At 46.2% G+C, this 23,929-nt stretch carries 22 protein-coding genes and 1 pseudogene; 5 read left to right on the forward strand and 18 right to left on the reverse strand.

Annotation, left to right across the window (positions count from 1 at the left end; translation table 11 throughout):
* Positions 1-70: 70 nt before the first annotated feature.
* Positions 71-1,258, reverse strand: coding sequence for a homogentisate 1,2-dioxygenase (locus H3H32_RS00885; protein ID WP_182460814.1), 1,188 nt, complete (start codon positions 1,256-1,258; stop codon positions 71-73).
* Between the two features lie 237 nt (positions 1,259-1,495).
* On the opposite strand from H3H32_RS00885, the gene H3H32_RS00890 reads away from it, so the two are divergent.
* Positions 1,496-2,401: a nucleotidyltransferase family protein gene (locus tag H3H32_RS00890; RefSeq protein WP_182460815.1), complete on the forward strand. Its 906-nt coding sequence runs from the start codon at positions 1,496-1,498 to the stop codon at positions 2,399-2,401.
* Between the two features lie 496 nt (positions 2,402-2,897).
* Here H3H32_RS00890 and H3H32_RS00895 read toward each other — a convergent pair whose 3' ends face one another.
* From H3H32_RS00895 to nusB, 8 genes and pseudogenes are all read right to left on the reverse strand, one after another.
* A complete protein-coding gene (locus H3H32_RS00895; protein ID WP_182460816.1) occupies positions 2,898-3,467 on the reverse strand; it encodes a DUF4136 domain-containing protein in 570 nt (189 codons plus the stop codon).
* 72 nt (positions 3,468-3,539) lie between these two features.
* Complete coding sequence (locus H3H32_RS00900) at positions 3,540-5,207, reverse strand: amidase (protein WP_182460817.1); 1,668 nt, start codon at positions 5,205-5,207, stop codon at positions 3,540-3,542.
* A gap of 49 nt (positions 5,208-5,256) precedes the next feature.
* On the reverse strand, positions 5,257-5,865 hold the full coding sequence (coaE, locus tag H3H32_RS00905) for a dephospho-CoA kinase (RefSeq protein ID WP_182460818.1): 609 nt from the start codon (positions 5,863-5,865) through the stop codon (positions 5,257-5,259).
* A 93-nt stretch (positions 5,866-5,958) separates the two neighbouring features.
* Positions 5,959-6,654, reverse strand: a complete 696-nt coding sequence (locus H3H32_RS00910) for a YbbR-like domain-containing protein (RefSeq protein WP_182460819.1) — start codon at positions 6,652-6,654, stop codon at positions 5,959-5,961.
* A 109-nt stretch (positions 6,655-6,763) separates the two neighbouring features.
* Entirely contained in the window at positions 6,764-7,087 is a 324-nt protein-coding gene (gene yajC / locus H3H32_RS00915; RefSeq protein ID WP_182460820.1) for a preprotein translocase subunit YajC, read from the reverse strand.
* Between the two features lie 13 nt (positions 7,088-7,100).
* Positions 7,101-7,553, reverse strand: a complete 453-nt coding sequence (locus H3H32_RS00920) for a DUF1573 domain-containing protein (protein ID WP_182460821.1) — start codon at positions 7,551-7,553, stop codon at positions 7,101-7,103.
* 85 nt (positions 7,554-7,638) lie between these two features.
* The gene (locus H3H32_RS00925) at positions 7,639-7,941 is read right to left on the reverse strand and encodes a YtxH domain-containing protein (RefSeq protein WP_182460822.1); all 303 of its coding nucleotides are present in this window, start codon (positions 7,939-7,941) and stop codon (positions 7,639-7,641) included.
* Between the two features lie 102 nt (positions 7,942-8,043).
* Positions 8,044-9,181 (reverse strand): annotated as a pseudogene (gene nusB, locus H3H32_RS00930) (transcription antitermination factor NusB).
* 260 nt (positions 9,182-9,441) lie between these two features.
* Here nusB and H3H32_RS00935 point away from each other — a divergent pair.
* Entirely contained in the window at positions 9,442-11,223 is a 1,782-nt protein-coding gene (locus H3H32_RS00935) for an ABC transporter ATP-binding protein (RefSeq protein ID WP_182460823.1), read from the forward strand.
* A 1-nt stretch (position 11,224) separates the two neighbouring features.
* On the opposite strand, the gene H3H32_RS00940 is transcribed toward H3H32_RS00935, so the two are convergent.
* The 4 genes from H3H32_RS00940 to H3H32_RS00955 form a co-directional block, all read right to left on the reverse strand.
* Positions 11,225-11,647 (reverse strand): PIN domain-containing protein, encoded by a 423-nt coding sequence (locus H3H32_RS00940; RefSeq protein WP_182460824.1) that lies wholly within the window; start codon positions 11,645-11,647, stop codon positions 11,225-11,227.
* A complete protein-coding gene (locus H3H32_RS00945) occupies positions 11,644-11,874 on the reverse strand; it encodes a hypothetical protein (protein ID WP_182460825.1) in 231 nt (76 codons plus the stop codon). Before H3H32_RS00945 ends, H3H32_RS00940 begins: the two co-directional genes overlap by 4 nt.
* Before the next feature lie 112 nt (positions 11,875-11,986).
* Positions 11,987-12,514, reverse strand: coding sequence for a DinB family protein (locus H3H32_RS00950; protein WP_182460826.1), 528 nt, complete (start codon positions 12,512-12,514; stop codon positions 11,987-11,989).
* A 108-nt stretch (positions 12,515-12,622) separates the two neighbouring features.
* Positions 12,623-12,991, reverse strand: coding sequence for a VOC family protein (locus H3H32_RS00955; protein ID WP_182460827.1), 369 nt, complete (start codon positions 12,989-12,991; stop codon positions 12,623-12,625).
* 140 nt (positions 12,992-13,131) lie between these two features.
* Here H3H32_RS00955 and H3H32_RS00960 point away from each other — a divergent pair, with 140 nt between their 5' ends.
* Positions 13,132-13,638: a MarR family winged helix-turn-helix transcriptional regulator gene (locus H3H32_RS00960; protein WP_182460828.1), complete on the forward strand. Its 507-nt coding sequence runs from the start codon at positions 13,132-13,134 to the stop codon at positions 13,636-13,638.
* Positions 13,639-13,777: 139 nt separating this feature from the next.
* Here H3H32_RS00960 and H3H32_RS00965 read toward each other — a convergent pair whose 3' ends face one another.
* From H3H32_RS00965 to H3H32_RS00985, 5 genes are all read right to left on the reverse strand, one after another.
* A complete protein-coding gene (locus H3H32_RS00965) occupies positions 13,778-15,964 on the reverse strand; it encodes an alpha-galactosidase (protein WP_182460829.1) in 2,187 nt (728 codons plus the stop codon).
* A 96-nt stretch (positions 15,965-16,060) separates the two neighbouring features.
* The gene (locus tag H3H32_RS00970; protein ID WP_182460830.1) at positions 16,061-17,380 is read right to left on the reverse strand and encodes a serine hydrolase domain-containing protein; all 1,320 of its coding nucleotides are present in this window, start codon (positions 17,378-17,380) and stop codon (positions 16,061-16,063) included.
* 188 nt (positions 17,381-17,568) lie between these two features.
* On the reverse strand, positions 17,569-18,858 hold the full coding sequence (locus H3H32_RS00975; protein WP_182460831.1) for a serine hydrolase: 1,290 nt from the start codon (positions 18,856-18,858) through the stop codon (positions 17,569-17,571).
* A 90-nt stretch (positions 18,859-18,948) separates the two neighbouring features.
* A complete protein-coding gene (locus tag H3H32_RS00980; protein ID WP_182460832.1) occupies positions 18,949-19,332 on the reverse strand; it encodes a DUF3037 domain-containing protein in 384 nt (127 codons plus the stop codon).
* Positions 19,310-20,107, reverse strand: coding sequence for a HipA family kinase (locus H3H32_RS00985; RefSeq protein ID WP_182460833.1), 798 nt, complete (start codon positions 20,105-20,107; stop codon positions 19,310-19,312). The genes H3H32_RS00980 and H3H32_RS00985 overlap by 23 nt, the downstream gene beginning before the upstream one ends.
* 455 nt (positions 20,108-20,562) lie before the next feature.
* Here H3H32_RS00985 and H3H32_RS00990 point away from each other — a divergent pair, with 455 nt between their 5' ends.
* Both H3H32_RS00990 and H3H32_RS00995 read left to right on the forward strand, forming a co-directional pair.
* Positions 20,563-22,506 (forward strand): histidinol-phosphatase, encoded by a 1,944-nt coding sequence (locus H3H32_RS00990; RefSeq protein ID WP_182460834.1) that lies wholly within the window; start codon positions 20,563-20,565, stop codon positions 22,504-22,506.
* A 194-nt stretch (positions 22,507-22,700) separates the two neighbouring features.
* The gene (locus H3H32_RS00995) at positions 22,701-23,807 is read left to right on the forward strand and encodes a serine hydrolase domain-containing protein (protein ID WP_182460835.1); all 1,107 of its coding nucleotides are present in this window, start codon (positions 22,701-22,703) and stop codon (positions 23,805-23,807) included.
* The last annotated feature ends 122 nt before the right edge of the window (positions 23,808-23,929 follow it).

Genomic DNA, 23,929 nt, shown 5'->3' on the forward strand with positions numbered 1-23,929 from the left:
CTCTGGTCCGCATAGTTATAGGCTACTAATTTTCAACTGTATGATTGACTATGCGGACCAGAGGTCCACGTTACTCTAGCCACGATTTATAATAGGTTCCATCATCGAGTTGAACGGCCTGTTCTGTTAGCATGAGTGGCCGAAACGTATCGACCATGACCGCGTATTCCTGCGTTTCTTTTTTGCCAATACTGCGTTCCATCGCACCCGGCGCCGGACCGTGTGGAATACCGCCAGGGTGCAACGTAATGTGTCCCTGAGCTATGTCGTTGCGACTCATGAAATCGCCATCTACGTAATAAATGACCTCGTCGGAGTCAATATTTGAATGATTATAAGGGGCAGGAATAGCCAGTGGATGATAGTCGTACAGTCGTGGCACAAACGAACAAACCACAAACGAATCCGTCTGAAAAGTTTGATGAACTGGCGGTGGCTGATGCACTCGTCCCGTAATAGGTTCAAAGTTGAAAATGGAGAATCCGTACGGATAATTGTAACCATCCCAACCGACCACATCGAACGGATGCGATGCGTAAACAAGTGTGTGTAACGACCCCTGTTTCTTTATTTTTATCAGAAAATCACCCGTTTCGTCGTGGGTTTCCAGATTGCCTGGACGGATCATATCGCGTTCGCAAAAGGGCGAATGTTCGAGCAATTGACCGAACTGATTACGGTACCGTTTAGGCGTATAAATCGGCGAATGCGACTCTACGTAGAGTAACCGATTATCGTCGGTATCGAAGTCAATCTGATAAATTACCCCGCGTGGAATAATCAGGTAATCGCCGTACTGAAAGGGTAGCGTACCAAATAAGGTTCGCAGCTTTCCCGATCCCCGATGGACAAACAGCAACTCGTCGGCATCGGCGTTTTTATAAAAATAAGTTATCAGCGATTGGCGGGGTGCAGCTAGTCCAAAAATCAAATCGTTATTAACAAGCAGCGGAACCCGACTTTCTAAAAAATCATCAGTAGGTGCAATGTTGAAACCGATGAGCTTGCGTGCCAGCATATTTTTCTGGACAGCCAATTTAGGCGTCGTATCCACACTTTCTAACACCTCGCGCACCATTGTTGGACGATGAACATGGTACAGCAATGACGACATACCCTCGAAGCCAATCGTCCCGAACAATTGCTCATAGTAGAACGTGTCCTTATAACCCTGCCCGTTCAGTGCAAGACCGTTTGGCTTCGCAAACTGCGTATGTCGCTTAGGTGGAATCTGGCCGAGAGTGTGATAAAAAGGCATGACCTTATTTTGTTGTTAAGACAATTATTGTTTGGCGTACAATTATAACGACAACTACATGGAATAGTATATTGTTTAGAAAAAATTTTATTAAAATGTGTTATATGCTATAAAATAGAGTCAACTGTAGTTTAGATAGTAGAGACAATGCCTTTTTTATAATTTTGATACGACGATTCATTATAAACCTATAAGGTCTCAAAGACCTTATAGGTTTGATCTTAGCTAACTGAAAAAATGCAACCTACGCTTTTGATTCTGGCAGCCGGTATGGGCAGCCGTTATGGTGGTATCAAGCAGCTCGACCAGTTTGGGCCAAATGGTGAAACCATTATAGATTATTCACTTTTCGACGCAATTCGGGCTGGTTTCGGCAAGGTTGTGTTTATTATCCGCGAGGAACTTCGGGCAGATTTTGAAGAGGTTTTTGGCAAAAAACTAGCTGGCAAAATTGAGGTTGATTATGCCATTCAGGCGCTTAACTCATATGTTCCGTCAGAATTAGGCGCGGTGAATCGCACCAAACCCTGGGGGACGGGTCACGCCATGTTGTGTGCTAAAAACCATACGAGCACACCCTTTGCGGTTATTAATGCTGATGACTTTTACGGTCTGGAAGCGTTTCAATTGATCAGCAACTTTCTAACAACCGATACAGACGATCAACTGCATGCGATGGTTGGTTACGAAGTAAAAAATACCCTATCCGAAAATGGTTCGGTGTCGCGGGGTGTATGCGAAGTAGCCGAAAACGGAAATTTGATCTCGGTAATCGAGCGGACTAAAATCTACGAGACAGATTCGAATGGTAAAAAGATTGTCTTTGAAGAAGGCGAATCGTTAACTCCTTTATCACCAGATACCCCCGTGTCGATGAATTTCTGGGGTTTCAAGCCAAGTGTGTTTCCGTTAGTACTTCATCAGTTTGAAAGCTACGCCATTGCCAATATCGACTCGCCCAAAGCTGAGTTTTATATTCCAACGGTAATGACAAATCTGATTGAAACCGATACGGGACATTGCAAAGTGTTCCGTAGCCGTTCGGAATGGTTCGGTGTGACTTACCCAGACGATAAGCCAACCGTACAGGCTGCATTGAAGGAATTGCACGATAATGGCGCGTACCCAGACAAATTGTGGTAATCTGATGGCGCAAGGCTCCAGCCTTGTGCCCACTATTCCCCGGCCTCCGGCCGATATTTAACAAAGCCATTTCAATTCGGCCAGAGGCCGATGAATAATAGGCACAAGGCAAGAGCCTTGCGCCATCAGTTTACAAGAAGGGCGCTTTATCTAACAGATAAAGCGCCCTTCGCTACATTTATGGGGTGTATATCTTCGTTGGAATTACTTTTTCGTTACCCGAACGGCAATCCGGCGATTCTCTGCCATGTTACTAGCTGGTTTTTAAGGTTTGGTGTGCCGTTGGTGGGCGAAGAATATCGCTTCTTTTGTACATTATCAGGCAAATAGTAACTGCCTTTTGGTCGGGACAAGGGATTAGACGGGGTAAGTTTTTTTCGTCACCTCAGCGGCTGGAATTTCAATTATTTGCGGTCTGAGTTGCAGGCATAAAAAATCCCCGTTGTTGTTTAGGTTTAAACAGACAACGGGGATTTACTCTTAGCACACGCTTGACCTAGCTGGTGCGTTCCGGGAATTTCTCAACAATTCGTTCGGCTTCTTTTTGTAATTGAGCAGCAATCCGTGCGGGGTCACCAACGGCATTTTGGACGGAGCCACGCCATACTAGCTTACGCGTACGGGCGTCGACCATATCGACAACCAATGTACCCGCCTGATACTGTTGCTGGGTATATTGTGTGCCACCCCAGCCCCACCAACCGGGCCCCCAACCTCGGTAGCCCCAACGTCCCCAACCTAAATAGGGGCCGTAAACGGGTGAAGGAGTAGCCACTGTCTGTGTTTTATTCTCGACAAAGAAGTGATAGCCAATTAACAGGTCGGGGTTGTTCGCGTTTTCCTGCAATCCTTTCGACTGTAAAACACTGGACATCGTATTTTCGACATTTTCAGTAGCTAACTGATTATAATACAACGGATTTTGGCCTGCCTTAACGTCACTATCCATCCAGGTGAATGTTTTGTATTTGCTGAAGTCAGTCCGGCTACTACTGTCGACAGCTACACGGGGCGAACAACCGTATATAGCGGTCAATAGGCCGAAAATCATTAATAAGCGTTTCATAGCGTTGTTTATTTAGTTTACCCTACTAAACGAATGGAGCTATGAAAGGTTTGCTTTTTTAATGATGAGAATCTACTGCAAAACAGGGTGTTTTTTGTGCCAGTCTGTAGCGTCCTGATACGCTTTGGCAACAGCTAGCACTTTACCTTCTTCGAACAATTGTCCCATAAAGGTGATGCTGGTCGGTAAGTTTTGCTTGGTGAATCCGTTGGGTAAAACGACGCAGGGATGACCTGTGAGGTTTGTTAGCGTCAGATTGCTACCTGAATATACGGGTGATACATACACATCAATTTTAGCCGCTTTCAATTGGGCCGCCATTTCATTAATGAGCTTGGTACGAGCGCGATTCGCCTGAATATATTCTACAGCTGGTACAAATCGTGCGGAGCGGAACGAGTTCGGCCAAGCACCTTTTCCTTGCCGAACCATCAGATCGTCGCGCCCTGAACGAGTCAACTCATCGAAGGCTGCCGCTGCTTCAACCGTGAGTAGAAACGAAATCCGGCCGGGAGGTACGCTCGTTGGTAAATCGAACGGAACCAACTCGGCTCCCAGCGTACGGAGTGTTTGCAGGGTTAGTGAATCATTGGCGCGATTTGGGTAATTGTTTTCAAAGGCCTTTTTCACATAACCGATGCGTGTTCCTTTCAACGATGCAAGCGGTGCGTAGCGAAATGGAGCGGCCATTACGGTTGGGTCGTTACCATCGGGGCCATAAATGGCATTGAAAACCAAAGCACAATCTTCAACCGAACGCGTAATCGGCCCAATTTTGTCCATACTCCAACTCAGTGCCATAGCACCATGCCGACTTACCCGCCCGAACGTTGGCCGAAGACCCGTAGTACCACAAACGGTAGATGGTGAAACGATGGAACCAAGTGTCTCGGTACCAATTGCGAAAGGAAGCAAGCCCGCCGATACGCTCGATGCTGAACCCGCCGACGAGCCGCTGGAACCGTTGTCTGTATTCCAGGGATTACGCGTCATGCCGCCGTACCAGACATCACCCATCGCTAAAGCGCCCAGTGTCATTTTACCGCATAAAACCGCCCCCGCTTTTTCAAGTCGTTGAATAACTGTTGCGTCGAGATCAATCGTCTGGTCTTTGTAAGGCATGGCCCCCCAGGTCGTTTTGTATCCCTTTTTGGCCAGCAAATCTTTTGCTCCGTACGGAATGCCGTGCAAGGGCCCACGGTATTTTCCCGCTTTCAGCTCATCGTCGGCTCGCTTAGCCTGACTGAGGGCTAAGTCTTCGGTTAACGTGATAACGCAGTGTAATTTCGGATCATACGTTTTGAGCCGATTTAGGAAAAACTTCGTGAGTTCGACGGATGAAATTTGTTTCGTTCGGATCAGTTGCCCCAATTGTCCAACGCTATAAAAAGCCAGTTCATCACGGTTAGCGGGCAAGGTGACCTTGCCTAGAACTGATTCTTTAAATGACGAAGCGCCTGTAGGCATAGTGAAGCCTGCCGGAAGGGGGTTGAAATACAAGGCAGGAGCAATATCGTTCGGTAAATCAATCTTGCGTAACGCTTCGTAGTTTTTACGGGCGTTGTTCAGATTATCTAGCATTGAATCGCGCTCAGCGGGGGTAAAATCCAGGTCAAATACGCGCGATGCTACCTCAACCATTTCGGAGGTCAGCGGTTTTTTGGGGTCATCGTTGGTGATAAATGCACCAAACAGGAAGCTACCGATGCAGCAGCCAAAGAGGAGTAATCGTTGTTTCATTCGATTGGGCTATTGATGAGCGATAGCCCAAATTACAGCGATAGCTGCATTATTTTTCCCATTGCCGCAAAAAATCCTCATGAAGCCTGATAATCTGCGGAAGTAGCAATTGACTTTCGTCGTTATCAAGAACATAATCGGCCAATTTGAGCCGTTCGTCATCGCTTACCTGACGAGCAATAATGTTCCGAATTTCGGCTTCAGAGCGGTGGGGATCGCGTTTGTGAATGCGCTCAATACGCAGGGCTACTGGAGCCTGCACAACGATAACTTTATCGAGCGTGTTATGGTCGCCGGCAGCTTTCATGATTGCAGCCTCCTTAATTACATAAGGCTTTCCTAGCTGTTGATTAACCCAGGCGGCTGTGTCGGCAAATACGCGGGGGTGGATAACACCATTGAGTGTTGTTAAGAGTTCAGGGTTGGCAAATACTTGTGAAGCTACCCAGGCTCGGTTGTAATGGCCTGCTGCATCGTAGGCGTTTGAACCGAGTACCCGTTTAATATCGGCCTTCAGGATTGGGTCGTGTTCGGTGAGCCATTTTGCCCGTTCATCGGCTTCATAAACAGGAGCACCTAGTGATTGAAAGACCTGGCAAACAACACTTTTACCCGAGCCAATTCCGCCCGTTACACCAATTTGAAGGGGAGCTTTCATGAAGTAATTAATAATGTAAAATGAATAATTGACAATGTAAAATAGATAGTGCGTCTATGCGTTACCCATTATTCATTTTACATTATCAATTATTCATTTTGTAGGTGACAACAATTCGCCTACTTCAAAGCTAACCACTACGCGATCGGCACTAGTGTGCAAGAGCGGATGACGCAGGTGATTGAGTGGAATTTCGTCGTCGTAATTATCGGCAATACGCTTGCGAGGAATTTTCACAAGTAGCGTATCGGGTAGGCCGCGCACTAGTTTTGCAGGCCCATCAATCTGGATGCTATGGGGTGTCAGATTGATGACACTTGTCACCACAAAGCGAGGGGCCATATTGATGTGGAGACTATCTGCCTTTAACTGAATCGTTTTGGTCAATCGTCGATCAAAATGGATGTCGAGTTTATCGGAAATAACGTAATTGACGTGTAGCTTTTTGATGTGTTCAGCCAACGCTGCTGTTAAAGACGATGTATTGATTGCAGATACCTGAAGTGGGTTCCGAACAACATAGGTTACCGGGTCGATTCGAAAAGGCATCCAGGCATGACGGAGCAATCCCCAACCATCGCTCGATACATTAACCCGGACCGTTTTCGGTAATTCTGTAGTGGGAATGAACAACGAATCATCATACGCAAAACGCAGTGGATAGTCGATATTCAACGTATAGCCCGGTTTGTTGAGCGCATTCAGAATCCAGAATAACGTGGCTGCTACCAGACACAACAGAGCCTTCGTGGGTTGAAACGAATGGACGTTTTGAGGGTGAGAGTTCACGAAGGTGGAGGATGCTATAGGTTGACTAATGGAAATAGGTGGAATCAGTGGAAGAGTGACCAATTGGACTTACTTCACTTACTCCACCTATTTTACTTATTGATCAAAATTACTTCTTGTCGTCTTCGGCTGGCTTAACCGTTGCCTCACGCGAAACCGATGTTTTTTCAAATACCATTTTAACACCCCGGTCTACTTCCAGAGTAACGGTTGTACCATCTACCGAGGCAATTTTGCCATGCAAGCCACCGATCGTGACAACGTTATCCCCTTTCTTGAGGTTGTCAACAAAACTCTTCTGATCCTTCTGCTTTTTCTGTTGCGGACGAATCATGAAGAAGTAAAAAATGCCAATAATGCCCACCCATAGCAGCACATTGTAAATCATGGATGTATTGGAACCGGTCAGGCCTTGTAATAAAATCGAATACATAGTTTTGGTGGTATTATGAGTTTTTGGTCGAATCAGCTTTCGTATTCACCATCGCTTTGAAGTGAAGGTCAGTCATGGCTGGTTCTGTATTGGCAAAGATGGTGATGGTTTTGCTCTGTTCACCACTTTTTCCGCGGCTATTAAAGCGTACCCGTACCGACGATTTCGCGCCGGGAGCTACTGGCTCATGTGGCCAGTCGGGAGTAGTGCAACCGCAGGAAGCGGTAATGTTATTGATGATCAGCGGAAACTCACCCGTGTTTGTAAACGCAAATGTGTGCTCAACTGTATCGCCTTCGGTTAGTGTGCCAAAATCATAAATACCTTTTTCGGCAAATGTGATTTTGGGCATCTTTCCGGAAGCCACTTCTTTCGATTCTTTTCCTTGTTGACGATTATCGCAGCTAATCTGCCCAAAGCCAATGGTAGCTAAGGTTGTTATGAGTAGCCAATTTCTGAGATGCATTTTAAATAAGTTTGTAGTTTGACGTTTGTAGTTTGATGTTTCAGCGAACTACAAACGTCAAACTACAAACTTTTAACAAAACGTATTATGTATTCTGTTGCTTAATCTGAGCCATCAGCCGATCTACGTCTTCGAGTAGACGTTCGGCTTTTTCGCGGGCATCATTTACGACGCGTTGCCCTTCATTCTTCGATGAGTTTTCGGGCTGCTCTGCTGAGTTGCCTAAATCTTCGAGCAACAGATTAATCTGTTCTCTATATTTAGACAAGCGGAATGAAAGTCGATCACGGGTAATTTTGCCTTTGTCGGGCGCATACAGTAATCCAAACAGAGAACCGGCGGCAATACCGGTCAGCAAAAAGGTTAAATCACGGCCAATTCTGCTCATTGTATTTAAAGTTATAAAGTTGTGGAGTATAGAGTTATATAGTTTAAAAGGAAGCTAACTATACCAACGGCGAACCGCCTACAACCTTACAACTATATAACGCTACTTATTGTCCAACAACCCGCGTCCGCTTTTACGCAGACGGCCTGAGGCTTGTAACTTCTCAGACAGGTTGTCTAATATTCCATTGACAAACTTACCGCTTTTAGGCGTACTGTACGCCTTTGCTAGTTCGATATATTCATTAATCGTTACTTTAACCGGAATGTTTGGAAAACTGAGTAACTCGCAAACCGCCAGTTTTAAAATGATTTTATCGAGCATAGCTACTCGTTCTACATCCCAGTTTTGAAGCTGATCGGCGAGTAACTGCTCATAATCAGCATCGTTTTCCAGAGATTTGTCAAACAGCGTATTCAGGAATAATTCGTCTTCTTCCCAATCGTCGGTAAGCGGCTCAAGTTTCAAACCGGTTGGCGTTTGGACCGATTTAATGGTACGAATGGCTAATCCACGAACAACTTCGCTGTTTTCTGCCCAGCTTAAGTCGATTTCGGCCAGATGATCGCGAATGGTTTCGTGCTTGAATATTAAGGTACGTAGCACGTATTGTGCCAATGCCTGATCTTCATCTGCCGTGTGCGTACGCTTCTCGCAATAGGCTCGGTAGGTTTCATCGGCTTTCAGTACTTCGCGAAGCGCTTTCCGAACAAAAGCGAGATCATCGCTCCACGAGATACCATGCCGAAGGGTTTCATTTTTTAGGGGCTGATGTTGGGCCAGTGCCTGCACAACCGTATTATCATTGAGCGTTGATTCGAACGGAAACGGGGCTTCGTCAACGTCTCGGTATTTACGTTCGCTGTCGATATGGGCTACGTGACCAAGCTCAACGAGTAGCTGCATGACCAGCAAATAATCGTCGTAAATGCCATTTACCTGCTTCAGTAACATCTGGGCGAGGTGCTGCTGATCTTTTTTTTGTCCGAATCTGATAGAAAACAAAGCCATCGTTAGCTGCTTTCAGAACCTTGTTCGGAGCATCGTCGTCTTTAGCGGACTGATTGGTTTTGATGGCTTCCTCAAAGAGTAAGCTGGCGAGTTTCCGGTAGCCTTCGAGTTGCCGCTTGTCCTGCGGAAGCATCGAGTTTAGGTCGGGTTGGAAGAGATCATTAATGCCATCGAGGGCCATTTGCTGATTTGAAAATTCGGCCTGCCGAAGGGCGTATAACGCCTGCATGACCTTTATTCGGAGTAATCGCCTGTTGAGCATCCGCCTAAGTCTAAAATCTACCGGTAAGAAAAGAACTGCTTGATTGAAATCGGGTGCAAAAGTACGGACTTTTTAGTCGATAGTCAACAGTCAATTGTTAATAGTGTGTAGTTGATAGTTGTAGATGTATAAACTACTATACTCTATTGACTACTGACTGTCGACTATATTTCCTGCAACTTTTCCAAACTACCTTCCGTTACGAATGAAACGCTGTTGGTTGTTCTGTGAAAGCACTTTCCTACCTCAATAAATATCTCCTCAAATACAAATGGTACCTGATTTTGGGAACGGCCTTTACTGCTATTTCCAATCTCTTTGGCATTTTCCCCGCGCAATTGGTGCGTTACGCGCTCGATCTGGTACGAGAAACGCTGGACGTTTACTATCTCTACGATAAATCGCCTTTGCAATCGGGACTTTATGAGGTGTTTGCCTTTAGTATCCTGCTTTTTGGCGTACTAACGCTTATACTGGCCTTACTGAAAGGGTTCTTTCTATTCCTCGTTCGACAGACGCTGATCGTTATGTCCCGACACGTTGAATACGACCTGAAAAACGAGATTTACGACCACTATCAAACGCTGCCGCTCAGTTTCTACCGGCAGCACAATACGGGCGATTTGATGGCCCGGATTTCAGAAGATGTCAGCAAAGTCAGAATGTATGTTGGGCCGAGTATCATGTATGGGCTGAACCTGATTGTGCTGTTTATTCTGGTGATCAGCTACATGGTGAGTATCAATGCTCGACTCTCGCTATATGTATTGTTGCCGTTGCCGGTTCTGTCGATAGCGATTTACATAGTCAACAATATTATCATTCGGCGGTCGGAGGAAATCCAGCGGTCATTGTCTCGATTGTCGACGTATGTGCAGGAAGCGTTTTCGGGTATTCGCGTTTTAAAGGCCTTTGTACAGGAAGCTAATTCGGCGGCCAAGTTCGAAATTGAGAGTGACGAATACCGGAATAAATCGCTGAGCCTGACGCGGGTTGATTCGCTGTTCTTTCCGATTGTCGCGATTCTGGTGGGCTTGAGTAACGTACTGGTTATTTTCGTCGGTGGTCAGGAAATTATGGCCGGACGACTCACCCCCGGCAACATTACGGAGTTCATTCTCTATGTCAACATGCTAACGTGGCCCGTAATGGCACTGGGTTGGACCACGAGCCAAACCCAACGGGCGGCTGCTTCGCAGGAGCGCATCAACGAATTCCTGAACATTAAAACCGATATTGTATCTCAGAAGAATATTGTCCACACAATTCAGGGTGGTATAGAATTCAGAAACGTTCGATTCGTTTATCCTGATTCGGGAATTATTGCCATTAAGGAATTCTCGATGCACGTTCGGGCAGGCGAAACCGTGGCTATTCTGGGAACGACTGGTTCAGGGAAAAGCACCCTGGCGAATCTACTAACCCGGATGTACGATGTAACGTTTGGGGAAATTCTAATCGACGGTATTCCGATCAAAGATTACAATTTGACCTCGTTGCGGGAGCAAATGGGCTATGTACCACAGGACGTATTCCTGTTCTCGGAAACCATCAGCAACAACGTTCGTTTCGGTAAACCCGATCTGCCACAAGAGCGGGTCGATCAGGCTATTCGTGATGCTGATTTATATCAGAATGTACTGGATTTCCCGGAACAGTTCGAGACGCGCGTTGGCGAGCGGGGCGTTACGTTATCAGGTGGGCAGAAACAGCGGTTGAGTATTGCCCGTGCTATTGCCCGCGACCCCAAAATCCTGATTCTGGACGACTGTTTATCGGCGGTAGATACCAACACCGAAAACATCATTCTGAACAATCTCCAGCGCATCATGGCCGACCGAACTTCGGTTGTGATTTCGCACCGGGTTTCGTCTGCCAAACTGGCCGACAACATCATCATGCTCGACGAAGGCGAAATCATTGAGCAAGGCACGCACGAAGAACTACTCGCCAAAAACGGCGCCTACCGAGAACTGTATGAGAAGCAGTTACAGACGGAGGAAGTGTAGTTTATAAGTATTGCCGTAGAAAGTTGTCAAATAATATAATCCGACGAAACCCATTCTGGCGGGCTCCTTTGTAAATGGGTTGATCGCGCGTTAACAATACTGAATTGGTTTGTATCGCTAAGGCAAGATAGCTGATGTCTTTGGCGTCGATGTGACCGATAAGTCGATCTGCTTCGGTTAATGCACCTGCTGAGAGAAAGTAATTGGGCAAGATGGTTAACTGTTGGAATACGTCAAATGTATAACGTCGAATCGCTATCTCATCCAGTTTTGATTTTTGTACGATAGTTTCTTTATACTTCTCAATTTCAACGAGAGCAAATTCGGGCACTAACAAATCAAGTGATCCGAAAATAGTTTTATAAAACGCTTTGCCACTGATTAAAGCACTCATTAGTACATTGGCATCGATGACGTAGCTCATTCCTTGTGTTTACCTAAATACTTATATTTTTCTTGTTCCCAAGCCTGTTCTCGGGCGGTTTTCCAGGTTGGGTCATTCACTGGATCGTTTTCTGATAGTTCTCTAAGAATTTCCAGAGCAGCCACCTTCATTTCCAGATGGGTTGCCGAATCACTCAGTAAGTCTCTGACCCGCTCATACCCCAGCGATTCAATGACACTGTCTTCTACCTCAATTGTTATTTGCATATTGCTTAAGGTTGCTTCGTCAATCGACGGTTGAAATTGGGTTAATTTTACGAAAAAAGTAGCAAACTATATAAATCTCCGCTATGGTTCGTGCCAACTTCCCTGACTTGGTTTAACTCAACCCTAATGCCATAACCTGATTCCGATGCCGGTCGATGTGGAAGCGGAGAAACTCGTAGCGCTGTCGGATGTCCAGTGGGCCAGACAGGGCGTGTGGATGAATGATTGTTTCCAGATCTTCATTGGCTAGCGCAGTTGCCAGATCACTCAAAGGTTGTTGTAAACTGGCGAAAGCAGATAACCAGAAAGACAGTGAACCACCCATCCGGGGAGCCGCAATAGCAGGTACTTGCTCCTTGGCTTGCCAGGTGCGCTCAATAATGGTTTCGATGGGTAGCCCTCTATGAATCAGTTCGCCTTCCCAAACGGGAGTTCCTGCTTGTTTAGCATGAAATGCCCGCCAGATTCCCCAAATACCGCCATGTTCAGCCCAGTACAGATGTTCTGTGTTTTCAACTACACTCCATACGTGAGCTGATGGTTTCCAATGCGCTTGTTCTTCGGTGAGGTTGCGCACTTCATCAATGTATCGGGTACGGGCAAATGCGACTTCCGTTAGGAGGTGATCGAGCTGTGACATGGTGAGAAACGTACGGTTAGGGTTTAATAAACAGAGTACTTGCGAAAGTAAGGGCAACTAACTTCTGCTCGAAGCACCTATTGAGTGAACGGTATGAATGGCCGCTTCTCAAATCACGCACAAAACTTCAATCAGGAAATTACCCGGCGCTGTTACGTAAAACGAGTAGGTTCCGCGACCGCCATAGTTGTGCGGTTCTTTTCCAACGTCGATGCCATCAGCTTTCATGGTTTGATAAATTTCCATGACTTGCTCAGGTGTTTTCTGCACGAAACCAACGTGAAAGTCGGCTGGGTATTGGGGAATTACATCTTTCTTGAAATTACTGATCGACAGGATAAAGCCGTCGTTGTCTTCCAGAATAGCGATAACATTGTCGCCTTTTACTTCGTCTGTGTGAAAACCAAAGTATTTCTCGAAAAAGGATACGGTTTGCGCCACATCAGGCACGGCTAAGTTTAAATGTTTAAGAGCCATTGATGTATTATTTGTTGTTTTAGGATTTCGATTTAGTTAAGTCGCTTACAAATATAGTCCTATTTGTTGACTAATTAGTAATCATGTGTGACTATATTTGTAAGCACGAGTTTGCTTGCTATAGCTCGTACTAAAATAGAATGGGAGCGAAAAAAAAGAAGGCTATCCTGGCGGAGTTAATCGACTACATGCAGAATAACGAGCGCAATTGGGTTCGGTTAATTGCTGTTACCAAGCGACTGACCGATGGTTGGATGCAGCGTTCCATGAATAGTTCAACGGATATACCTTTCAAAACGTCGTTCATGAAGTTCCTGGCTAATATTAGTCTCAATGGAACTACGAATCAGGAATTAGCAAAACGAGCCATGCAACCCAAACAAGCCATGAGTCGGACGGTGAAAGAGCTGGAAGCCCAGGGACTGATTCAGGCCGAAAAAAGTAAACGCGATGGCCGTAGTTCTAAAATTACGTTGACTGATAATGGTAAGAAATTACTGCTGGTGGCTAAACGGGAGCAGGAAAAACTTACTGATACGTACAAAGAGCTGGTAGGTGAAGATAACTTTGCCATTGCCGTAGAGGTGCTTTATCAGATAATTTCCTACCACGAATCGCTTGATCAGATAGATGATGAGAGGTTTTGAAAATGAGATAGTTAGTCTAGGTTTTGCTCTAGTATACTGATGAGTTTTTGTCATCCCGACGCAAGGAGGGATCTCTAATTGCCTGACGCTAGAGATCCCTCCTTGCGTCGGGATGACAAAAATATCCTCCAATGTTTCACTACTCAATAACCCACCAAGCGTAACTCTCTGGCCCAATTTCCACCGGAATTTCTACCTCGTAATTTCGATTCAGTCGATATGATTTTGCTTTGCCTTCTCCTTGCCGTATCTGGGCCATTTCGCGTAGGCCAGTATAATAGAGAGGAAGCTTTATTGTTCGGGTGATTTTAGTTTTTAAGGGATTGAAGAGCATTACCAATCCCTTTTCTTTCTGCGAAGGATTCACATGCAGAATGCCATCCCAATCGCGGCCATCGGGTCGGCGGAGGTGAATTAAATCAGAGTTGAGAATTGGGCGGTATTTTTTGTACCAGCTAATCACACGCTGAACGGTCTGTTTCGTAGCCTCTGTATCGTATAAGCGCGGACCTCGATAACAGGCTTGAACGCCCGCTCCGTAGTATTGCATCATGAGTTGCTCATAATCAGACAGATGCTCGCTAAGTGGTTCTAGTACAGCTTCTGGGCCACCGCCCTGGTACTTGGTGAGCGGTACAAAGCCCCACCCCATGGCGGGCGTTTTCTCCCAGGTACCATCAAAGATATTTTGTCGGTTCAGGAGTTTTTGCTGATCGCGTGATAGTGAAAAATTGACTTCACGATACCCTAACGCAATCTTGTTGGTGCCATCCATGAAATACCAGTCGGGTGCGTTGATATAGACGCCTTTTTCGTTCAGAAACCGATAAAAGCCTTTCTGCATGTCCATCTGAACCCATTGTGAATCATCGAGCCCTTTGTGCCCCGGATGTTTTGTCGACGCACAGACATCGCCAGGGTAAGGCCCGTCGTGTTCGAGTAGATCAAAGCCGGTTTCGGTAATGAATTTTTTCAGACTGTTCAGGTAATTGATGCCCCATTGACTGGCCAAGCAGGGCGCATGACCAAAAAACGCGCCTTCGTCGGGTAGCCCGGTTTTCGGATCAATTACATCATTCTCATCATCAATTCGGCGGCTACTAAACAGGGAATAGCCGCCTAACAGAATGCCTTTGCTATGAGCGTAATCCGCCAACGCTTTGAATTTCTGAATGTTCGCATCACTGACATCTTCCATGTTCAGGCCGCTGCCAAAACTAAGGATGACCATTTCATAGCCCGTTTCGGCACATTGATCAATCACGTTTTTTACCGTTGCTGGATCGGTACTGACCAGGTGCATAAAAATGGGATTCTGCGTTGTCCAGGGCGTAACCGTCGCGTAAAACCGACGGCGAGCTAAGCCATTGCGTTCACGGTCGTAGGAGTCCAGGAGCAGTTCATAAGAGCGTATGGAGGTATACGTTTGCGTTGGAGACAGATCAATGCCGACGCCCAGAGTTGGGTATACTTCCAGTAAACAGGGGGTTTCGTAGTTGTAGTTTACCTGGGATGTGTAGAGCGAATCGGTTTTCCAATGCGTAGCCTGATCCGACAGATCGTAGCGCATGGCATTGTTGAACGCGAAGTTGTTCTCAATGTAAATCCGTTGCGGTTTCTTCATCTGCTCCGGCTTGCCCACCACCGCCGATTCTTCTTCGGGAGTTGCCAATATCTCGTTGATAACCTGATTGATATGAAGCGACTTCTGGCTCTTGTTCTCAAGAGTTACCCATTTGCAAAGCGCTGGAATACCATCATAAATCGCATAGTGAACGTCGATTTCTACGCCCTGTAACTCCGGAAGACGGGACGTAAAAACCAGCGTTATTTCCTGACCACCAGGCTGATTTCGGTTCATGGTCCAGGTTCGCGATTTCCAGTTAACATACGGCTTAATAGGCGAAATGGAGAAGGTCTTAAACTGAAAATCAGACGGATTCGCGGTTAATCCATCAAGCCATTCTTCGCGCAGATAAGCATGTTCTTTCTGACCATATAATCCACCTACATTATATGTTTTGCCATCCAGAATGACCTTCGCTTCGGGCTTTACAGAACGAACAAATTGCTCATTGGTCGACAGGTTCTGGTAATCGACTGTAGCCAGATTGGGACCAATCCGAAACCGACGACTGATGAGGCCATTCGCTACGACTAAATCTTTACCATTATTGGCTTGAAAGACCCCTGCTTTTTGCGAAACCGGCATAATTAGCCAATCTTGTTTAAATGGGATAGGTTTGTAAATTGGTAAAGATTGGATTTGGGCAAACGTATTGGTTGCCAATAACCAGCAATTGAAAAGCCAGAAGAAACGATGCATTTTTATATTTTTTGACAGGATTAACGGGATAAAACAGAATTTAAAAGTGAATTAGAAAATTCTGTTTTATCCCGTTAATCCTGTCGAGAAAACAATCTACTCATCCAATGCCTGATAAACCAATACGTCAAACTTTTTATCGAGTTCACCTCCGTAGGTTGTCCCCCACATTTGCTTCATTAATACTACACTGATTTTCTCCTTAGGATCAGCAAAGTAGTGAGTACTGAAAGCGCCACCCCACGAAAATGTGCCAATGCTATTGAGATCTTTTGAATGTCCTTTTTCGCTAATTACTTCAAATCCTAAACTGAAATAATTGCCCGGGTCTGGAAACAACGTGCCGGTTTGGTTCGAATTCGTAAACAACTCAACACCTTTTCGACTCAACAAACGCTTGCCATTATATACGCCATCGTTGAGCAACATTTGCAGGAAAATGGCGTAATCGTAGGCCGTGCTGGATAAACCACCTCCACCAGAATAGTAGGTTTTAGCACCCATAATTGGGAAATCCGGATCGACCGGGAGCGTTTTAATCGAAGCGGTTTTAATCAACTTTTTGTCTTTATCTTCCGAATAAAGGGCCACCAGTCGATCTTTCTTGGTATCGGGCAGATAGAAGTACGTGTCTTTCATGCCCAGTGGCTCGAAGATGCGTTTCTGGAAAAAATCTGCCAATGTTTGCCCCGACACCACTTCGACCAGATAACCCAGCACGTCGATGCTTAGTCCATACGTCCATTTTTCGCCGGGCTGGTGGTTCAGTGGCTGTTTGGCCAGTTTCTTCACCATATCTCCAAGTTTGATATTGTCCGTTACGAAAGCGTCGGGAATGCCACCTGCTTTTGTGTAAATCGCCCGCATCCTTGGATCGCTGGCTATGACATTGTAATTGATCCCCGACATGTGAGATAGCAAGTGACGAATCGTAATTTCCCGTTTGGCCGGAACAGTTGTATAGGTGCTGTCCTTTTCGTTAAACTTGTCAAGAACAACAGGTTTGGCAAACTCTGGGATGTACTTGCTAATGGGGTCATCGAGCATAATTTTGCCATCTTCGTGGAGCATCATGACGGCCAGTGATGTGATGGCTTTGGTCATCGATGCAATCCGAAAAATGGCATCTTTCGCTAGGGGCTTGTTGGTTTCAAGATCCGATTTGCCGAAGGATTTGTGGTACACAATTTTGCCGTTTCGTACCACAATAGCGGCCACCCCCGGAAACGCACCTTTGTCGATATACGACTGAATAAGGCCGTCTAGTTTATTGAGTCGTTCGGTATAGAATCCAGCGCTTTCAGAGGTTGCTACCGTCAATAAAGGGGGATTCTGTTTCGTACCCGTTTGGGCATATAAGGTGCTGATCGTGAGCGCAACGAACGCTACTGTTCTAGCTATAGATTTGAGGAACATATCGATACGATTAAGGCTTAAGGAATAAAGGAGTAAGTTAGGGATTTTGGCATGATCTGGCGCGGGTATTTACCCGTGTCGTTTAATCTCGTCAGCATTCGCTGACATATGAATAGCTAGAACGCCAGTGAATACTGGCTAAATTAATAGGCACGGGTAAATACCCGCGCCAGCATCACATCGCAGACTCAATTATCAACATCTTTAACAACCGGTCGCGTATCGTTTAGTCGCTTCTCATACGGCATACGAAATGGTTGTAAATCGGGTTTATACGTGCGTTTACGGGTCAATTCGTATTGATAAATCGTTTGCCCTAGCTGATACAAAAATGGGTGCCCGATTGTATCAAAATCATACTTGTCGTCATTCAGAATGCCATCGCTGTTTACGTACACAGTGGCAGTTAGCATGTACTCAATCTTATTTTTGAAATCGATCACGTACGACGCATCGGTTAGAAACCCATAAGCCCAGCCCACTTTGTTGAAGACACGAATGTTTTCAGGCATCTGGTGATGCAGACTATCCATGAAAAAGAATTTCACGTAGCTATCGTAATACTGATTAGCGTCGTATTTGGGGTAGTTGGTTTCGCTGGGATATTGTGACAAATATTGATACAAAAAGCGATAGTCGTCTTTCGTTAGGTTGAACCGCTGCTTAGCCGGAACCGACATCGGAAACATGACCGACTGGAGAATTTGCTGAAAAGATTCCAGCGGGAATTTATTGCGTTCAGTGAAGTCAAACGGTTGATGAACCAGGCTATCGCGGACGTAATAGCCCTTGCCCAGCTTGGCTACCCGTCGGAAATCGAATGGGTCCTGATTAAAGGCCGCGGGTTGCTCGTAAATCAGTTTTCCATCGTCCTGAATAAACCGAATGGGGTTGGTATGCCGATTTTCGTCATTGGTCATGCGCACGAAACGGTGGGTGATGCGCGTATCCAGATACCCCTTCGCGTGGAGTGATCGGTTGATTTCGCTCTGGCCAACAAATTCATACATGCGGCTATATGGATCATTTTCGCTCACCAGAAACGCTTTTTTGATCAGGTGCGCTATGGACGGGAAGCCGCTTTGTGCCGTTTTATCGGTCCACTCTTTCGTTTGCTTACTATACGCGCTGTCGAACTGCATGGACGTGAATTTGGTCACGTTAGGTTTATTAAGCCGATTGAGCTTTTCCAAGGACAGCAGCGCTAGTGGCAATTTTACAGTCGATGCCGGATTGAAATACTCAGTGCTATCGACGTGGAAATAATAGTTCGTAAACGAAGGTCTATTGGCCTTATCCCGATTAATTTGGGTGTAAATGATTTGCAGTCGATATGTTTCTGGATGCTTAAGAACTTCCTGAAAAACAGGATTCTTGTTTGCTGAGAATAAGTTTGTTAGAAATGAGTCAGTGCGTGACTGACCAAAGCTAGATGTGAGGAGGCAATACTGGACTAAAAAAAGGATGAAGTGTTTCATGTTTGATGTAGCGCGGACATCCTGTCCGCATTGCTGTGAACATTTGCAATAATTACTGAGGCTATGCGGACAGGATGTCCGCGCTACACTTTACAAAACTAATTGCGCAAACAACCTAACCAGCGTTTCGCCTGCATCGGTACACAAGCCGGGGTGAACAGGCGAGGTTTGCACAACTGTACTGCGAGTTGCCGTTAACCAGCGGAAACGTTCGGCAATGGGGAGTTTTCCAATGGGGCCGCCCTGTGCACGACCCGCACAAATTCGCTCAAAAGCACTGAGCCGATCCGCCAGTTCCTGCATATCCAATTCTGCCGAAAACGCCCGAAGGCGGTGTTCATTCAACGCAAATTTTACTTGTAAAAAGCCCTGCGAGCGACAATAAACAATAACGCCAACGTTCAGAAATTCTTCCCGATCAACACGCGGCATAACCCGAATAACGGCGTACTCAAACAAGTGCATTTCTGGCATCTTTAGCTGCGTTAACAAAAATTTCTGATGCGGCCAGGCGATCCTTCAAAAACTGAGCATAGACGGCCCGCTGTTCGGATGGTGATTCCGATACCCCATTGTTCATAAGCCATTCGTCGGGCACCAGCGACACAATCTGCTGGATATGATCGGGCGTAAGCAGTTGGTGAAATTCCGTATTAACGGCATCAAGCTGGGTGGCCTGAGCTAGCAATACATGATCCTTGATCTGCGCAAATGGTCGCCGACTTTGCTCGGGCCAGGTGGGGCCAGTATGATGCACATAGAGCGATGCACCGTGATCGATGAGCCACAATTCCTTATGCCACATGAGCATATTCGTGTTGCGAACAGTACGATCCACATTCATCACAAACGCATCTAACCAGACAATCTTCGAAGCCAGGTGCGGATCGACTTCGTTCAGAATCGGGTCGAATGTGATGGAGCCAGATAGGTAATGAAGCCCAAGGTTCAGACCTTCACTAGCCCGTAGCAAATCCTGAATTTCTTCGTCGGGCTCGGTTCGGCCAAAGGCTTCGTCGAGATTAACAAACACGATTTCGGGGATGCGGAGGCCAAGCGCGCGGGCGATTTCCCCCGCCACCAGTTCGGCAATCAGGGCTTTAGCTCCCTGCCCAGCTCCACGAAACTTGAGTACATATAAAAACTCATCGTCGGCTTCGACAAGAGCAGGGAGTGAACCACCTTCGCGCAAAGGTTTGGCGTAGCGGGTCACATTGACGGTTCGGAGTTCAGGTTGAGTATAGGACACAATGTGTGATTCGAAATGAATGCGTCTGTAGACTGCTGGTGTAAATGTACGTTCAATGAAAGCGTCTGGGAAATTTAGGGCTATTTTTTAGATGCTAGCTCTCTTTTTGTGATGCCAGCTGCTTACAACTGGCATTGAGAGGTTTCTCAAAACCTTCTCATGCATGTGCGTTGGTTTCTCAAATTCCTACTGTCGCTTTTGAGAAACCAACGCACATGCATGAGTGTAAGTTAAACGAGTAAGGGTATATGGTGTGGTGCGACCCCGATGGGGTCATACCAGAAGCATAACCCGATTTAGATTTGCTCGATTGCTTATCATTCCTACCCGATTAAACGTCCGCATTAACCCAGCATGACCGCCTGCGCTTTTAGTAACAATCAACCTTAATGACACGAAATCGGGTATTTGGGGCCCTTTCTGTACTTTTAGAGCGACTATACCCACTTAATTCAATGAAGAAAACAACAGGCTTACTCCTCCTGATACTGTGCTTTGCGATGACTATGGCACAGGCGCAAAACTGGTACAAAGGGAATCTACATACGCACTCGCTTTGGAGCGATGGCGACGACTACCCGGAGATGATTATGGACTGGTATAAAGCCAATGGCTATCAGTTTGTGGGTCTGTCAGATCATAATATTTTGCAGGACGTCGATAAGTGGGTTAACGTACCACACCAAAAAGACCGGCGACGGACGTTTGACCGATACCTGCGCACGTTTGGGCCTGATTGGGTGGTGTATCAGAAAGGGGCAAATGACTCGCTTAAGGTTCGGCTAAAAAAACTGGACGAATACCGGAATTATTTTGAAGAGCCGGGTAAGTTTCTGATCCTGAAAAACGAAGAACTTTCGACGGGATATCAGGGTAAACCGATTCATATTAATGTCACGAACGTAAAGAACCTCATTCGGCCGTTGCCGGGTAATAGTGTGGCCGATGTAATGCAGAATAACATTGATCTGGTGGTAGCCCAACGGCGACTGACGGGACAGCCCATGTTCACGCATATCAACCACCCCAATTTTTATTACGCCATTAAAGCCGAAGACCTGATGCAACTTCGGTATGAGCGATTTTTCGAGGTTTTCAACGGCCATCATCTGGTGAACAATTACGGTGATAGCACCCACGAAGGTACCGAGTCGATGTGGGATAAAATCAACCTTCATTTCGTGCAACAGGGGCGGCCTTTGATGTATGGCATGGGCACCGACGATAGTCATAACTATTACTTTTTCGGCCCTTCGTTTGCCAATTCAGGGCGGAGCTGGGTCATGGTCAACGCACCCGTGTTAACCCCTAAAGCATTGATCGAGGCTATGGAAGCTGGTCGGTTCTACATCAGTTCAGGAGTGATGCTAAAGCAATTGCCGCAGGTTGGCAACACGCTTGCCGTACGCATCAAAACAGAACCAGACGTAACATACAAGATTCAGTTTTTCGGTATTCGGAAGGGCAGTCAACAGGCTGAATTGCTACGCGAAGTAGCGGATACCGTGGCCAGCTACGCCCTAACCGATGATCTATTGGTGCTTCGAGCCAAGATTATCTCGAGTAAGGCTAAGTACAATCCATTCATGCCGGGCGATGTGGAAACTGCCTGGACGCAACCTATTGCCCAACAAGTAGTTCCACAGCCAGTAGCCGGAGTTGTTGCTTTGCCGAATGCCCATGCGCACAACGATTATGAGCAATCAAGGCCGCTTTGGGATGCGCTCGACAACGGATTTACAAGTGTCGAAGCCGATGTTCATCTGATTGGCGATACGTTGTATGTGGCCCATGATCGACCTTCGTTTAGAAACCCGGCGTCAACCCTCGAAAATCTGTATCTAAAGCCGCTGGCTGAGCGGATAAAGCAACATGGTGGTCAGGCATTAGCTGGTTACAAAGGGCCATTTTACCTGATGATCGATGCAAAGACAAGTGCTGATAGTACGTATCAGGCTTTAGAAAAACTACTACAACGATATCGGTCCATACTCACCACGGGAAACCCGACTAAAAATCAGGCCGGTATCGTTACTGTTGTCCTTTCGGGTAATCGACCTATACCAACACTTGCCAAAGCCAAATCCAGACTTATGTCGGTTGATGGTCGTCCGAGTGATCTTGGTAAAGGGTACAATTCAGCAGTGATGGCATTCATTAGCGATTCGTATCCGAATCAGCTTAAATGGCGGGGAGCAGGGGAGATGCCTGCCGATGAGGTCGAGAAGTTGCGCCAACTGGTTGAGCGAGTTCATAAAGAAGGTAAAAAGCTACGACTCTGGGCAAGCCCCGAAGACCCCATCGTTTGGGCGAAACTTCGGAAATCTGGTGTTGATTTTATTAGCACAGATCAGCATGTGCTGGTAAAGGATTTTCTGCTGAAAGGCGCTGGGAAATGAGTTGACGATAATTATAATGATTTGCGAACCCGGCAAAAAGCCGAAAAGCGGTACCACGGTTTGGACATTACTTCGAGCCAAACCGTGGCACCGCTTTTCGGCTTTTTGTCGAGTTTACGAGGCTTTTCTGTAGGCAGTTATCGAATTAATCCCGGCTAGGTCTTAATTTGGGAACACGATACAACCTCTCCTATATGAAAGCCAAAACTACTACGATCTTATTCATTCTAACTTCATGGCTGAATTTCGTTGCGTATGCACAGACCAGTTCGCCTGCTGTATTGACAAAAGAGTTGAATACACTCTTCGCCAGCGTCCCCGATTTTAGCGGTGTGGTTCTCATTGCCGACAAGGGTAAACCTGTTTATCAGCAGGCATTCGGTTATAAGAATTTCGAGACGAAAGCGCCCATAACAACGTCGTCCATTTTCGAATTGGCGTCAGTGTCGAAACAGTTTACCGCCATGACGATCATGATGCTGAATCAGCAGGGTAAACTTGCTTACGATGACCTGATTGAAAAATACATTCCTGGCCTGCCGTATCCAGGTATCACCATTCGACATCTGCTCAACCATACGTCAGGTTTGCCTGATTATCAGGATGTCATGGATAAGTATTGGGACAAAAGCAAAGTGGCCAATAACGCCGATAATATTGCCTATCTGATTCAGTATCATCCAGCTAAACTGGCTGAGCCGGGCGTGAAATACGAGTACAGCAATACGGGCTATATGCTCCTGGCGAGTATCACCGAAAAAGCATCTGGTCAGGATTTTATCGAATTTTGCCGGACGCGAATTTTCAAACCAGTTGGCATGACGCATACGGACATTCGTACGCGTGCCGAAAAAATCAAACTCCCTGATATGGCCTGGGGCTACATGTATGTGCCCGAAAAAAAGCGCTACGTTCGGGCCGACTCATTTCCAGAATTCAACTATGCCATCTGGTTGGGTAATCGCAAAGGACCGGGCCGAATTAGTTCGACCGTTGGCGATTTGTTGAAATGGGATCGTGCCCTTTACACCAATCAACTGGTGAGCCAACAAACCCTTAAAGAAGCATTTACACCAGCAAAATTAAACGACGGTTCACTGACACACTATGGCTTTGGCTGGGAGTTGAAACAGAATGCTAAGCTGGGTAAAGTTGTCTGGCATGACGGCGATAATCCTGGCTACAAAACCCAGATTATGCGCTTTATCGACGCTGATAAAACCATTATTCTGCTTTGTAACAACGCTCACGAAAAACTACCTATGATCCTGAAAACTATTGAGGCATTGGTTGAGAAGTAGGGTAGAGATTTCTGATGCGCTCTAAAAACCCCTAAATCCCCTGAAGGGGACTTTGTTCAAGCACGAGCAAAGTCCCCTTCAGGGGATTTAGGGGTTTTTAGAGAATTTAGAGGGGTTGAAGA

It is taken from the genome of Spirosoma foliorum (genome assembly GCF_014117325.1).
GTDB lineage: Bacteria > Bacteroidota > Bacteroidia > Cytophagales > Spirosomataceae > Spirosoma > Spirosoma foliorum.